Source organism: Ignavibacteria bacterium (genome assembly GCA_041649015.1).
Taxonomy (GTDB): Bacteria; Bacteroidota; Ignavibacteria; order Tepidaquicellales; family Tepidaquicellaceae; genus CAIKZJ01.
The window spans coordinates 219916-234181 of sequence record JBAZNU010000003.1 but is presented as its reverse complement, the minus strand read 5'-3'; the positions used below and the strand labels follow the sequence as shown (position 1 = coordinate 234181).

General features: G+C 36.5%; 16 protein-coding genes. 9 read left to right on the top strand and 7 right to left on the bottom strand.

The window, feature by feature from the left end; translation table 11 throughout:
• Both WC644_06825 and WC644_06820 read right to left on the bottom strand, forming a co-directional pair.
• Positions 1 to 765 (bottom strand): glycosyltransferase family 2 protein, encoded by a 765-nt coding sequence (locus WC644_06825; protein ID MFA5011653.1) that lies wholly within the window; start codon positions 763 to 765, stop codon positions 1 to 3.
• Complete coding sequence (locus tag WC644_06820) at positions 766 to 1860, bottom strand: glycosyltransferase family 1 protein (GenBank protein ID MFA5011652.1); 1095 nt, start codon at positions 1858 to 1860, stop codon at positions 766 to 768.
• 726 nt (positions 1861 to 2586) lie between these two features.
• Between WC644_06820 and WC644_06815 the strand changes: the two genes are divergently transcribed.
• The 3 genes from WC644_06815 to WC644_06805 are packed head-to-tail and all read left to right on the top strand — an operon-like array spanning position 2587 to position 6166.
• Positions 2587 to 3201 (top strand): LemA family protein, encoded by a 615-nt coding sequence (locus WC644_06815; protein MFA5011651.1) that lies wholly within the window; start codon positions 2587 to 2589, stop codon positions 3199 to 3201.
• A gap of 34 nt (positions 3202 to 3235) precedes the next feature.
• The gene (locus tag WC644_06810) at positions 3236 to 5671 is read left to right on the top strand and encodes a sugar phosphate nucleotidyltransferase (GenBank protein MFA5011650.1); all 2436 of its coding nucleotides are present in this window, start codon (positions 3236 to 3238) and stop codon (positions 5669 to 5671) included.
• Positions 5672 to 5695: 24 nt separating this feature from the next.
• On the top strand, positions 5696 to 6166 hold the full coding sequence (locus tag WC644_06805) for a PTS sugar transporter subunit IIA (protein MFA5011649.1): 471 nt from the start codon (positions 5696 to 5698) through the stop codon (positions 6164 to 6166).
• 45 nt (positions 6167 to 6211) lie between these two features.
• On the opposite strand, the gene mce is transcribed toward WC644_06805, so the two are convergent.
• A complete protein-coding gene (gene mce / locus WC644_06800; GenBank protein MFA5011648.1) occupies positions 6212 to 6610 on the bottom strand; it encodes a methylmalonyl-CoA epimerase in 399 nt (132 codons plus the stop codon).
• A gap of 163 nt (positions 6611 to 6773) precedes the next feature.
• Here mce and WC644_06795 point away from each other — a divergent pair, with 163 nt between their 5' ends.
• The 6 genes from WC644_06795 (at position 6774) to WC644_06770 (ending at position 11517) form a co-directional block, all read left to right on the top strand.
• Entirely contained in the window at positions 6774 to 6905 is a 132-nt protein-coding gene (locus tag WC644_06795) for a hypothetical protein (GenBank protein ID MFA5011647.1), read from the top strand.
• Positions 6906 to 6956: 51 nt separating this feature from the next.
• Positions 6957 to 7580: a DUF47 family protein gene (locus WC644_06790; protein MFA5011646.1), complete on the top strand. Its 624-nt coding sequence runs from the start codon at positions 6957 to 6959 to the stop codon at positions 7578 to 7580.
• A 1-nt stretch (position 7581) separates the two neighbouring features.
• Entirely contained in the window at positions 7582 to 8568 is a 987-nt protein-coding gene (locus WC644_06785; protein ID MFA5011645.1) for an inorganic phosphate transporter, read from the top strand.
• A 10-nt stretch (positions 8569 to 8578) separates the two neighbouring features.
• Entirely contained in the window at positions 8579 to 9421 is an 843-nt protein-coding gene (locus WC644_06780; protein MFA5011644.1) for an SDR family NAD(P)-dependent oxidoreductase, read from the top strand.
• Positions 9418 to 10194 carry an META domain-containing protein gene (locus WC644_06775; GenBank protein ID MFA5011643.1) on the top strand — a complete coding sequence of 259 codons (777 nt, stop codon included), beginning with the start codon at positions 9418 to 9420 and terminating at the stop codon, positions 10192 to 10194. Before WC644_06780 ends, WC644_06775 begins: the two co-directional genes overlap by 4 nt.
• 471 nt (positions 10195 to 10665) lie before the next feature.
• Positions 10666 to 11517 (top strand): tetratricopeptide repeat protein, encoded by an 852-nt coding sequence (locus WC644_06770; GenBank protein MFA5011642.1) that lies wholly within the window; start codon positions 10666 to 10668, stop codon positions 11515 to 11517.
• Between the two features lie 47 nt (positions 11518 to 11564).
• Here WC644_06770 and WC644_06765 read toward each other — a convergent pair whose 3' ends face one another.
• The 4 genes from WC644_06765 to ruvB form a co-directional block, all read right to left on the bottom strand.
• The gene (locus WC644_06765; protein ID MFA5011641.1) at positions 11565 to 12014 is read right to left on the bottom strand and encodes a DUF1573 domain-containing protein; all 450 of its coding nucleotides are present in this window, start codon (positions 12012 to 12014) and stop codon (positions 11565 to 11567) included.
• 20 nt (positions 12015 to 12034) lie between these two features.
• Positions 12035 to 12505, bottom strand: coding sequence for a MauE/DoxX family redox-associated membrane protein (locus WC644_06760; GenBank protein ID MFA5011640.1), 471 nt, complete (start codon positions 12503 to 12505; stop codon positions 12035 to 12037).
• 3 nt (positions 12506 to 12508) lie between these two features.
• The gene (locus tag WC644_06755) at positions 12509 to 13087 is read right to left on the bottom strand and encodes a rhodanese-like domain-containing protein (GenBank protein ID MFA5011639.1); all 579 of its coding nucleotides are present in this window, start codon (positions 13085 to 13087) and stop codon (positions 12509 to 12511) included.
• Between the two features lie 86 nt (positions 13088 to 13173).
• On the bottom strand, positions 13174 to 14205 hold the full coding sequence (gene ruvB / locus WC644_06750) for a Holliday junction branch migration DNA helicase RuvB (GenBank protein ID MFA5011638.1): 1032 nt from the start codon (positions 14203 to 14205) through the stop codon (positions 13174 to 13176).
• Positions 14206 to 14266 lie beyond the last annotated feature (61 nt).

Here is a 14266-nt window from a genome sequence, read left to right as displayed (position 1 = left end):
TTATAATAATTTTCTTCTTTTAATGATATAAACAGTGAATTTTAAAGATAGTTTAACATGATTTAAAATGACGCTTATGCAACTGAAATGAGTGCAGAGCATACGGAATCTTTCTTTTAAAGATTTAATTGTGTACTGCCGAGAATAGCCGCCGATTAAGAACTTAGACAGGGTAAGTTTTGTGTTTACAACTTTAGTGCATTTTTTAAGAAGTTTGATTGCCCAGTCTATATCGGCGACAAACCTATAATTAATATCATACTCTTCGCAAAGATTTCGCTTTGCAATCATAGACTGATGAGACACAAGCATACCGTCAATCATTTTTTTCCAGTTGAGCTCTTTGGGAGGAATCTTCAGGGTACGGTTACCATAGCTTTGTCCGGTTTCATCAACCATCTCTGTATCGCCGTAATACAAGTCGGCGTCAGTAAATTCAGAGAATACTTTATTAAGAATATCATCTTCGGTGGGTATATCGCCAGCGTTTATGAACCAGACATAATCTCCCGTAGAGACCTTAAGTCCTTTATTCATAGCGTCATAAATGCCTTTGTCTTTTTCGCTTACTAAATAACTGATGACATCTTTGTTTGAATTAATAACATCGAGAGTGCCATCGGTAGAAGCACCGTCAATAATAACGTATTCGAGATTATCATACTTCTGACAACGGACAGCATTAATTGTTTTGAGGAGGTTCTCTTTATTGTTAAAAACAACTGTAATGATGCTAACTTTTGGTTTTGGGTTAAAGTTGTTCATTTAAGATAAAACCTCCCTGTAGAAGTTATATGTTTCTTCGGCACATTTATCCCAAGAGAATAGCTTTTCTCTATCGTACCCTTTTTGAATTAAATCGTTACGAATAATTGCATCGTTTATAATGGTATCAATACAAGAGGAAAGTTCATCGGGAGAATCGGGATTGAAGTACAGACCTGCATTGCCGCCAATTTCGGGTAAAGAACCAACGTTTGATGCAACGATAGGACAGCCATAGTACATGGCTTCAAGCAGGGGTATTCCGAAACCCTCATATTTAGAGGGGTAAACGAATGCGGCTGCATATTTGTAGAGGTTAGCCATTTTCTTATCATTTGCTCCGACCTGCACGAATGTGTTTTGAAGTCCGGCCTTGGAAATCATTTCCGATTCGGCTTTTGTGAATGCACCTCCACCGCAGCAAATGAGTTTATATTTATTATTGAGGGCTTTATTAACTTCAAACAGTTTTATCATGACAGAAAAATTCTTGTAGCTTCTTCTGTCGCCGACGTAGAGAATGTAGTTGCCATCTATGATTGACTTCTCGTTAATATCATATTTAAGAGAATTTGCGAGATATATAACTTTAATCTTTTTGTTTTTAAGGTCATACATATCTTCAAGGTCTTTGCGGGTTGATTCAGAGATACAAATAACACCGTCAGCTTTATCGATTGCAATTTTCTTAAGTTTTGCAGACCTATCAAGTTTCGAGAAGTTTTCGGAGAACTTATCGTGAGTAAAGTCATAGACGGTGACGATTCGTTTATGTTCATTACTTACGTTTATATCACCGAAGTAAGTTTGGTGCATTATATCAAAATTCTGTTTTGCGGCAAACCTTTCAAAGAGAGGTTTCTGCAGAGTAATGGACAGAAGTTTAGTTTTGGGAATGTGCTTTATTTTAGAGCCGTAAAACACTGAAAACTTATCGGAATAATTTTCGAGACCATATTCATTTATAAACCTTCCCATATTGAGAAGGACCTGAGTATTAAATCCCGGCATCCTTCTTATTAATTCAAAATAATAGCGGGAGACACCTCCGTATTTTTGAATCAGGAATATTTCATTATCGTAGAGAATTCTCATTCAACGTATATTCTTGCAGTAAATAAGTAAAAGAGATAATTTACTAAAAACAAAAATAGCAGAAAATCTAATTAGTAATGCGGGGGGAAAATTGTTCGAAAATTACCGAATGACGAGAAGGGATGATTCGCACCTGATTAAGGAGGGAGGAAGAACCGAGTAAGGACTAATTAAAATTTTTTTAGAGTGAATATGGAGTGGATTTAGAGTGGGTTTAGAGTGGATTTTAAAATATAGGTGTTTATGTGGGCGATTAGCTGTTTTTAATGTTTTAGGTAATAAACAGCTGATTGTGTGTCCAACTTTATGAAGATAATATAATTTTTTGTGATTGTCAAGAGGTCTTTACTTTTTATTTCCTGTATTATAATATGCAGATGAAGAAGGATTTTTAGAGGGAAAAGGAATTATCGGCGAGTATTTATTAGTAAATTTTTGAAAGACGCACAAACAAAGAAAAAACATATAAAAAATTTCAACGCAAGGATCGCAAAGATGTACATAGGACGCAAAGAATGTAAAGGTTCTCTGCCAAAAAGAAGACAGATCTGCGACTCGAGTGCGAAGAACAATTTGTTAAGCTTTAAAATGACATATAACTATGAGGAAAAGGATTAACGAAGATTTTTTTGTTTGTAATCGGGTAAGTGCGATTTATAGTTTTTATAATGTTTAAAATTAATACTTTGTTAGTTAACTTTAACAATTAAACTATTTTAAATTAATATGAAACTTACAAAGTATTTGTTATCAGTAGTTGTAATACTTTTCGTAGCGTCTTCATTTTCGGGATGCGGTTACAACTCATTAGTATCTTCAGAGGAGACGATAAGTTCAGCATGGGCTCAAGTAGAGAACCAATATCAGAGAAGGGCAGACCTTATACCGAATCTTGTACAGACGGTTCAGGGTGCGGCAGATTTTGAAAAAAGTGTACTGACAGAAGTAACAGAAATGAGAAGCAGAGTCGGACAGGTGAAGCTAAGCGCTGAAGACCTAAACGACCCAGAGAAATTTGCAAAGTACCAGCAGGCACAGGACGGGCTTTCATCGGCGTTATCGAGACTGCTTGTTGTTACGGAAAACTACCCACAATTAAGAGCGAACGAGAATTTTCTTCAGCTTCAATCACAGCTTGAGGGAACAGAGAACAGGATATCAGTAGAGAGAAAGAAGTTTAACGAAGCAGTACAGGCATTCAACACTCAGGTCAGAAGTTTTCCAACGATAATAACAGCGAAGATTTTCGGGTTTAAAGAAAAGCCGTACTTCAAAGGCAAGGAAGGCAGCGAGAATGCACCTGGCGTAGACTTTGATTTTAATAAGAAGGAAAAGAAATAGATTTAATATATAATATAAATTAAACAAAGAAGTTATGCAGGCGGTAATAATGGCAGGCGGGTTTGGGACAAGGTTAAGACCCTTGACGAACAGCATACCGAAACCAATGGTTCCGATTGTTAATGTTCCAATGCTTGAGCATGTTATAACACTGCTTAAGAAGCATGACATTACTGACTTCGTGATGCTGCTTTATTACCAGCCTGAAATTATAAGAAGATATTTTGATGACGGTTCCCAGTTCGGAGTAAGCATAAATTATGTACTGCCCGACAAAGATTACGGAACGGCGGGTGCAGTAAAGCTTTCCGAGAAATACATAAAAGATGATTTCTTAGTAATAAGCGGAGATGTGCTGACAGATTTTGACCTTGGAGCGATACACAAATATCACAGGGAGAAAAAATCCGTTGCTACATTATCTCTTTACAGTTCGGAGAATCCTCTACAATATGGAATTGTGCTTTCTGATAACGACGATAAGATAGTGAGGTTTCTTGAGAAGCCATCTTCATCGGAGGTTTTTTCGGATACGATAAACACGGGCATTTACTGTTTCAGCAAAGATGTGTTTCAATACATACCCGAGGGTGAAAATTATGATTTCTCAAAAGATTTATTTCCTTATCTACTGGAGTATCAGATTCCTTTGTACGGTTTTAAAAGCACGGGATACTGGAGGGATGTCGGGAATTTAGAAGAATACATATCTGCAAACCTTGATGTGCTTGCGGGAAAGCTGAGTCATATAAGTTTTAACGATACAAACGGAAGCTGCATAAGCAGTACTGCGATGATAGAGGCGAGTGCGACAGTTGAGAACTCTGTGATAGGTAATGAAGTGTTGATTGAGAAGGGAGCAGAAGTAAAAAACTCAATAATCTGGAACAATGTAATAATCCATGAGAATGCGAAAGTGCTTTATGACGTGATAGGGAAGAACTGCGAAGTCGGAGAGAACACGAGAATAAATGATTTTGTTTTTATCGGCGACAATTGTTTGATAGGAAAGAATGTGTTTATCAGTTCGAGCATAAAGATATGGGACAAGAAGACGATAGACAACAATGCAAAGATAACAAGAAGCTTAATACAGGAAGACACGTTCTTCAATGACCTTTTCACGGATTCAAGAATAACGGGGCTTTCAAACCTACAGATAAATCCAGAGTTTGCGGCAAAGCTTGGTTCAGTTTACGGAGCGTTTTTAGGACAGAACAAAAGCATGCTTGCGGGACGGGACATAGACGACATTTCAAACATGATAAAGCGTTCGATAACATCAGGTGCGTTATCGGCGGGTGTGAACGTATCGGATTTACAGGTGATACCGATTCCGATTTTACGTCAAGAGCTGAAGAGCGGGGGACATTCGGGAGGAATATTTGTGAGGAAGTCGCCGTTTGACCCGGGTTCGACGGATATAATATTTCTTGATAAAGACGGCAAGGATTTATCGAGCAGCAAGACAAAATCGATAGAGAGGTCATTTTTCAGTGAGGAATACAAGAGGGCGGATTTTTTAAACGTAGGAACACTGAAATATCCCGAAAGAACAAACTTGAAATACAAAGAGCATTTTATTGATTCATTAGACATAGAGATTATAAGGAAAAGAAAATTCAAGCTAGTACTTGATTATTCACACGGAATAACGTCAACTATATTTCCGAACATACTCGGAGAGTTCAACTGCGAGGTTGTTTCGCTTTCGGCACATCTTGACAAGGAAAGGATTACGAGAGAAGAGAATGAATTTAAGAAATCGTTTGAGAACTTCAGGTATGTAGTTAAGTCATTGAATTTTGACCTTGGTTTTATGGTAGATGCGGGCGGGGAGAAGCTCTGGCTGGCAACACATGAGGGAAGGGTTTTGAATGATTACAGATTTCTTGTGGTAGTGCTTAAGATGTTTTTGATGTCAACGCCGGGAGTAAAGAAGGTTGCCGTACCAGTACAAGCATCGAGAGAGGTTGACATGGTAGCGTCAGAATACGGGACGGAAGTGATAAGGGTGAAAGATTCACATTACAGCATGATGACAGCATGCAATGACAAGGAAGTAAGGTTTGTAGGCGGGACAAGGCGCGGCGTATTTTTCCCTGAATTTATATATGCAACAGACGGAATGTTTGCGATAGCAAAAATACTTGAGATGCAGGCAAAGATAAAAATGACTGTGGAGGATGTGGACAATCTAATACCGAACCTTATGATGAAGAAAGTAAACATACCCTGCACGAGGGAAGACAAGGGAAAGATTATGCGATTGTTTATGGAAGACACGATACAATATAAACAACAGCTGATAGACGGAGTGAAGGTGTTTTTAAACGAGACTGATACAGTACTATGCATTCCAGATAAATCAAGGAATTTAGTGCATTTAAACGTGGAGACGGACACTGAAGAAAAGACAGACCATCTTTTAAATTTATACAAGAATATAATACAAGACTATATAAGCTAATTTTAGAAATTTAATATATTTGAAATGAAAGTAAGCGATATATTATCTGAAAAGATAATAGAAGTAAATCTGGCGGTAAAAGACAAGAATGATGCCATAGCGAAGATGTTAATGCTGGCAAAAAATTCGGGCAACATATTGGATTATGAAGCAGTGAGCAAGTGCGTATTTGAGAGGGAGAAGCTGGTATCGACGGGTGTCGGCAAGGGTTTTGCTATACCTCACGGTAAATCGGATGAGATAAAGGAAATAGTTGCAGCATTTGCAATTCTAAAGGAGCCGGTAGATTTTGATTCGATTGACGGGGAACCGGTAAAGTTTGTATTTCTTTTAGTCGGAAAAGACAGCATGTTGAATTTACATATAAAATTATTGAGCAGGATATCGAGATTAATGAACAAGGATGAGTTCAGGGCGAAATTACTTTTGGCTGAGACGAAACAACAGGTGCTGAAACTCTTTGTAGAAGAAGAGCAGAGCTATCTGGATATATAGATTTTAACACCTGCTACTTTTACAAGCAGCAGGTGTTAATAAAAATCATTTGTTATGCTGAGCAAGTTCCATAAGAATTCCGTTAGTAGATTTAGGATGAAGAAATGCAATCAACATACCCTCCGCACCAACACGCGGCTGCTGGTCGATTAACTGAATACCATTTTGTTTTAGCTCTTCGAGTTTAGAAGCAACATCGGGAACGTTAAAAGAGCAATGATGAATCCCCTCGCCTCTTTTCTCTACGAATTTACCGATGGGTGAATCTTCCGAGGTGGCTTCGAGAAGTTCAATATCAAAGTTTTCAAGTCTAATTTTTCTGACGTTTACTTTTTGTTCGGCGACGTATTCCATATCACCGGCTTTGACTCCGAAGATTTTTTCGAATAGGGGGACGGAGTTTTCTAGTGATTTAACTGCTATGCCTAAATGTTCAAGTTTCATGATTGTTTGATAGGGTTAATAAAATGTTTAGTAAAAATAAGGAATTAGAATGATTAGAAAAATTCAATTAATAATGTAACAATCTATTAAGAGCGTAGGTTGTAAGAACTGATGAATTATAATTTGTACTGATTTAGAGATTAAAGCAATAAAACACCTGCTTGTGGCAGGCAGACTGACGGGCAAGGATGAGGCGGTTTACCACGAATTAAGAACTGATTTTATTACACGAAGGAAAGTGATAAAAATCAGCAAAAGAGAAGTTGAATTTTACATGTATTTTATGTTCAAATAATATTACTTTGCACGTATTCAAAAGGAATTTAATAATTTAAATCTTGCTTAAATGTTAAAAAGATTTCTACCTAAACAACCCAAATTTTTTGAACTTATCCTGAAAATTACCGAAGAATCATTCGAAGCTGCTAAACTACTTGATAAGATAGTTAGGGAGCCAGAGAACATTGAAGACATTGCTTCGCAGATACACATTATTGAGAACAAATGCGATGACTACACTCACACTGTCAAAAATGAGCTGAACGATACATTTATAACTCCGATTGACAGAGAGGATATATTTGCTATTACAAACAGTCTTGACGATGTTGTTGACGGAATAGACAGTATTGCAGCAAAGTTTAAAATGTACAAGGTTAAAACTAACTTAAAGTACGGTCCCCAACTTGCCTCTATAATACTATCTCAGACAGAGTTGCTTGTTTCAGCCGTGAGAAGCATGACTAAGAACAAGTATAGGGAAACACTGGATAAACTTATCTCGGTCAGGAATCTTGAAACTGAGGGTGATACAATATTCAGAGATTCGATAATATATCTTTTTGATAATGAAAGCGATGTGATTGAAGTGATTAAGAAGAAAGAGATTCTGGAAAAATTCGAAAAGGCAGTAGATAAATGCCAGACGGCAACACTTGCTATTGAGGGAGCATTAATCAAAAATATGTAGGATGATAGAAATTGTACTTATTGTAATATTCATAGCACTTGTATTTGATTTCTTAAACGGATTTCATGATTCAGCAAATTCTATTGCAACGATAGTATCAACACAGGTACTGACACCACAAAAAGCCGTATTATTCGCTGCTTTTTTTAATTTCGTAGCTGCATTTACATTTGATGTAGCGGTAGCAAAGACAATCGGCAAGGGGCTTGTTGATATTACTGATATAGATGCGTGGGTATTAACGGGAGGCTTACTTGGCGCTATTTTCTGGAATCTATTTACCTGGTATATCGGATTGCCTGTAAGTTCGTCGCATGCACTAATAGGAGGATACGGCGGAGCGGCTGTGATGAAATTAGGATGGGGAGTTTTAATATTACCGGGCTGGATAAAAGTGATTGCATTTATAGTTCTTGCACCAGTAATTGGTCTGGTACTTGGAGTAATAAACATGTACGTTATTACGTGGGTAGTAAAGGATATGAAACCTGTGAAGGTGGATAAAGTCTTCAGGAAGCTTCAGTTAGTATCGGCGGGATTTTACAGTCTTGGTCACGGAACGAATGATGCACAGAAGACGATGGGAATAATAGCAGGAGTTTTGTTTTCTGCTAACTTTATTGATTCATTCTATATACCTTTTTATGTGGTTCTTCTTTGTCATGCAGCAATAGCTCTCGGGACGATGTATGGCGGCTGGCGAATAGTAAAAACGATGGGGATGAAAATTACAAAACTGAAACCAATTGGGGGATTTTGTGCAGAGTTTGCGGGTGCGACAACTTTAATCGGGACAGCCATACTTGGGATACCTGTAAGTACAACGCAGACAATAACAGGAGCGATTGTGGGGGTTGGAAGCATACAAAGACTTTCGGCAGTAAGATGGGGTGTAGCCGGAAAGATAGTCTGGGCATGGGTTTTGACGATACCGCTTTCGATGTTATCGGGTGCCGGATTTTACTGGATTATTTCGCTGTTCCTTTAATTATATATTCATGAATAAGACAGTACTTATAACAGGGGCAACTTCGGGTGTCGGTAAGTCGCTTTCGAAAATATGCGCTAAAGCAGGTTATGAAGTGATTATGGTTGGGAGAAACAGGAAAAAAGCAGAGGTGGCTTTCAGAGATGTGACAAGCTGTTCAGGAAGTAAATTAGTGCGATTGTTTCTTGCAGACCTTTCCTCACTAAAAGAAATCGAGAAGCTTGCTAATGAGGTGAAATCGAATTATAAAAACCTGAATGTGCTCGTAAACAATGCAGGTTTGAGCCTTCCCAAGAGAGAACTATCGATAGATGGAATTGAAAAAGTCTTTGCCACAAATCACATAGGTTATTTTCTTCTGACAAAACTATTGCTTGATTTACTGAAATCCTCAGCACCTTCGAGAATAATAAATATTGCATCAGAGGCACATTCGGAAATTAATTTTAATGATATAATGTCGGAGAGGAATTATCATCAGTTAAGAACTTACGGCAGTTCAAAATCGGGAAACATCATGTTCACGTATGAACTTGCTGAAAAACTAAAGGGTAGTAATGTTACCGTAAATTGTCTGCATCCCGGAGTAGTAAGAACGAGAATTTATGACAACGTCCCGTTTATAACGAAGATTCTGATATCAGTGATAAAACCATTTTTTATATCGGCTGATAAGTCAGCAGAATACATATATCCTCTTGTATCGGCGGAACAATTCAGGAATGTCACGGGAAAATACTTCATAAAGGGAAAGGAAAAGTTATCAAAAGAATTTACGTTCAACAAAGAATTTCAGAAAAAATTATGGGAGATGACAGAGAATATTATTTCAGGAAGGAAGACTGAAGTATGATAAAATATATATTAATACTTATTCTAATCTTTGTATTTGCAGGATGTTCAACTCAAAAGGATTTCAAAGATACGGACAAGACAGAACCCAACGATTACAGTAAGAAGCGAGCGCTTGGAATAGATTTTTTTGCTTCGGGAAATGAACCGTTCTGGAGCGCAGAACTTGACGTTGAAGATTCGATAAGAATATTTATTGCAGGAGAAAGAACATTAAGATATCCTGCAACGACACCTGTTATCGATACCGCTGCTAATATTATTATGTATAAGTTCGATGATGAAGTAACGCTTAGCATAAAGGCAGAGGAATGCGTTAACAGCATGAGCGGTGAGAAGAATGTGTTTTCGGTAATGCTTAGCAGAAGAGATAAACGTTATACAGGCTGCGGCAGGTATATAATTGCAACCAGCAATCCGCTGATTTCAAGAGAAACACAAAGGTTAAACGATATATGGGCGATTAAGTGGATGGACGGAAAGGAAATCAGAAGGGAAGACTTTCCTGAAGGAATTCCCTACATCGAATTACATTTAAACGATGGAAAGTTTTATGGAACGACAAACTGCAACGATATATCCGGGAACATATATACGGGCGATTCATATTTATATTTTAACAACTTTTCACAGACTAAGAAATTCTGCGAAGGGAATTTTGAGAGCAGATATATAAGTTTGCTAAAGGAAGTTGACTCATGGAAACTGGAAAAGATGCAACTATCATTAAGAAGCAAAGGAAAAGAGATAATCAGGTACACCAAAATAGATTGAACGGAAATTCTTTTTACACGACAATAATTTGAAAAGATAACACAAAGCCGGTTCATCGAATGTTTCCACTAATTAAATAACAATTAGAAACTCTTCAACATAGAGAGTATATTCGGAGCTTTTAAAACCAAAGGATTTAACTTTGAGGATACTCGCTTTAAAGGCCTCGAAAGAATAAATAAATTATTGCTAGTCGTAAGCATAGCTTATTGGGGGGCATTATGACGGGTATCCGGTTTGATAATATTAATCCTCTGAAAATTTAAAACCCTGGAAGGAAGTCAATAAGTATCTTCAAGAAAGGTTTTGATTATCTATCATTCATAGTAAACAATATTTTAACTTACTTAAATGAATTTAATACACTTAGCAAATTATTGTCGTATACAGAGACGGAAATTTAGGTATAATTATTTCTCTGATTAATTTGCAGACAATTTTTTATATTGAATAAAGTAACCAAATTGAACAATGAGAATAATTTTACTTCTAATGGTTTTTGCCATACTGTATGTTACAGCAGTAAAAGCACAGGTAACAGGAAATAATATTTACGACAATGCCAGAAGAAACTATATTTCTGGCAATTTTGAAGAGGCAATTAAATATTATAATGAATATCTGAAATCGTATACAAATGATGATAAAGCTTTTTATGAGAGAGGCGTATGTTATGAATCTTTGAGGCGGTTTGATAATGCATTGAGGGACTATTCAACTGCGATTAATCTAAGCCCCGGATACCACAAGTATTATGAAAGCAGAGGATATGCTTATTTGAAGCTGAACATGCCGCAAAATTCTCTTGATGATTTCAACCGCTCAATACAGAAAAATGCGTTTAGTTCAGAGGGATACTGGGGAAGGGCAAATGCTTATACAGATTTAGGGAAATACGACATGGCACTAAAGGACATAAACTCAGCATTAAACATCGATCCTTCAAACGCAATGTATTTATACATAAGAGCGATACTATACACTACAATCGGGGATACAACGAATTTTTTCAGAGACCTTGATTTACTTTCGAATTTGTATGCAAGCTCATTTTTTTCAAATTATAAGTCACAATACGTCGTTTTGATTCTCGATAATATAAATACAAACGTTGTAAATTTAACGAGGCAAATGCTGGAATATCCTCAGGACAGTTTTATTTATTTCAGGCGAGGATTTAATTATTACTTACTAAGAAATTTTACACATGCGGAAGAAGATTTTAACAGTGCGATAAAATATTCACAAAACGTAAATTCAAAACTTGTAACACTTTCTTATAAATATATAGAAAACTGTAAGTTGTTTTCAACAGGAAATTAGATACAAAAAAGCCGTCATAAAGACGGCTTTTTGTTGATATAAAAATTTTAGTAAGTCATAGCCGGATCAATATCACATTTGACAGTCAGAACTTTCTGAGGGTTTTCAGGGTCATTGGAATAGATTATGATTGTTTTTTCCTGATGTCCTTCCCTACCCTGAGTAGTGAAGTTAACCTTAATTTCACCTGATTCATTTTTCTTGTAATCGGTCTTTTCTCCGACAGTTGCTCCCGTACAACCGCAGGAAGTCTGCACTCTTTCAATTATTAAGTTAGCATTTCCTTTGTTAGTAAACTTGAAATTGTATTGAAGTTCTGGACCTCTTGGTACTTTTCCAAAGTCATGTACATCCTCTTTGAAGACAATTTTCGGAGCTTTCAATGATGCAGTTAACTTTGAGTTGTTCAATACGAAAAATATAATCGTGACAATAACTGCCATTCCAACTACGAAATAAGTAGTTTTCCCTGTTTTTGATTCGAAAAATTTGCTCATAATATTTATTTATAAGTTAATTAATTAGTTATTCCTGTTGAAATTTCGGGTGCTTCTTCTTTCTTATCATCTCCGAACTTATACACAATGATAACAGCTGCAAGCATGAAGAAATCCTGAATTATCCTAAATATAATATCGCCTTTTGAGGAGGATTCTTCAAGTGAAAAACAACCACAGCTTATATCGAGTCCACGCACAGCTGCTGATATTAATGCTATTAAGAACATAACCAGTGAGGCACCTGCAAGAAAGGCTGAGGCTTTTTTGTAGATACCTGCAATAAGAAGCAAACCGACGATAAACTCAAGCCATGGTAAAACAATTGCAAGAAGATTAACGAAATAAATCGGCAGAAAATCATATCTCAAAATTGCTTTAGCAAAATCCGCCTGATTAAAGAGTTTACCGATTGAAGAATAAATAAAAATTAATCCGAGTAAAACTCTTAAAGTAACAACCACGTATTTATTTGATAAAAACTCTTTCATGTTTTATGGCTCTGTAGGAAATCCTTTCGAACTCCATTCTTTAATACCGCCACGATAAATATTGACACTTGTAAAGCCAAGCTTTGCAATTTCATAAGCGAGGTCAATACTAACTTCACATTTATCGCCATTACAGTAAACAACAATAAGACCGTCTTTATTGTATTTCTTCATTGTTTCGATTTTCTGGTAATAGGGTTTGTTTCTGAATTCTTCATAAGGAAGATTAATTGCTCCTTTAACATGCAAAGAATCGAACTCTTCCTTTGTTCTTGCATCGATAAATAAAGCGTTCCTATCAAAAACATTTTTTGCCAGTTCGACTGTAATATTTTCCGGTTCAATAAATCCTTCCCTGTTCATCTGTCCTTTTAAAACATTGTTGTGATTCTTGTTTGATGTTGTATCATAAGGATCATTTACAAAATCATTCAACGTCTTTTTTTGCTTTGCAGTATCGAGGGCATAAATGTTTTTATCGAGTATAATTTTAACACCGTAGGGATTTATAGCATTTGCAGTTAGTCCCAAGACAATGCTAACAGCGATGATTATTAGTATTTGTTTATAGATTTTTGCCATTAATAATTATAACCAAAATTAACAACTTTTAGTTTTATTTTTAAGGAAATAAAGCAAGAGTTTTTAATGGATTTTTTTACAAGAAATTAATCATTAAAAAGTGTATCCCCTTTCTGTTTTGAAAGATTCAGATGTTTATAAGCCAGAGGAGCAGCCACACGCCCTTTAGGAGTCCGCTTTATAAATCCTTCAATCATCAAAAACGGTTCATAGACATCTTCTACCGTACCTGCATCTTCTCCAATTGAAGCGGCAATTGTTGAAAGTCCTACGGGACCGCCATTATGTTTTGAGATAATTGTTTCGAGTATCTTTTTATCGATAGCATCAAGTCCATATTCATCAACTCCAAGAGACTCTAAAGCATACCTTGCAATATCTGTATCAATAGTACCATCACCTTTAACAATAGCAAAATCACGAGTTCTTCTAAGCAGTCTGTTTACAATCCGCGGAGTAGCACGGCTGCGTTTAGCAATTTCAGCCGCTCCCTCTTTTGTGATTTTTATTTTCAAAATACCGGCAGAACGGTTTACTATATCAATAAGATTTTCAATGGAATAATATTCCAGCCTGCATGTTATTCCAAACCTATCAAGCATTGGGGAGGATAACAAACCCTGTCTTGTCGTCGCGCCAATAAGTGTAAAACGTTCAAGTTTTATCGGGATGCTGCGTGCTGCCGGACCCTGGTCAATCATGATATCAAGCTTATACTCTTCCATAGCTGAATAAAGGAACTCTTCGACTACTTTTGGGATTCTGTGAATCTCATCAATAAATAAAATCTGATTTCTCTTAAGTTTAGTCAGCATTCCCGCAAGGTCTCCCGGTTTTTCAATTACAGGTCCTGAAGTACTTATAATATCAGTCTTCATTTCATTTGCTATTATGTTAGCGAGAGTTGTTTTACCGAGACCCGGAGGACCTGTAAAAAGAACGTGATCAAGAGATTCGCCAAGTTTCTTGGCGCTCTTGATGAATACAGATAAATTTTCTTTAATTTTCGACTGTCCAGTAAAATCCTTAAAACTTTTAGGGCGAACCTGTGAAATATAATCCCTTTCGTCGTCCGCCAGAATGTTCGGATTGTTTATTCCTTTTCTTTCTTTATTCATTTGACATAAAATATGTATAAAAATAATGTTAAATTTGAACATAAACAAAGAATTAATTTAT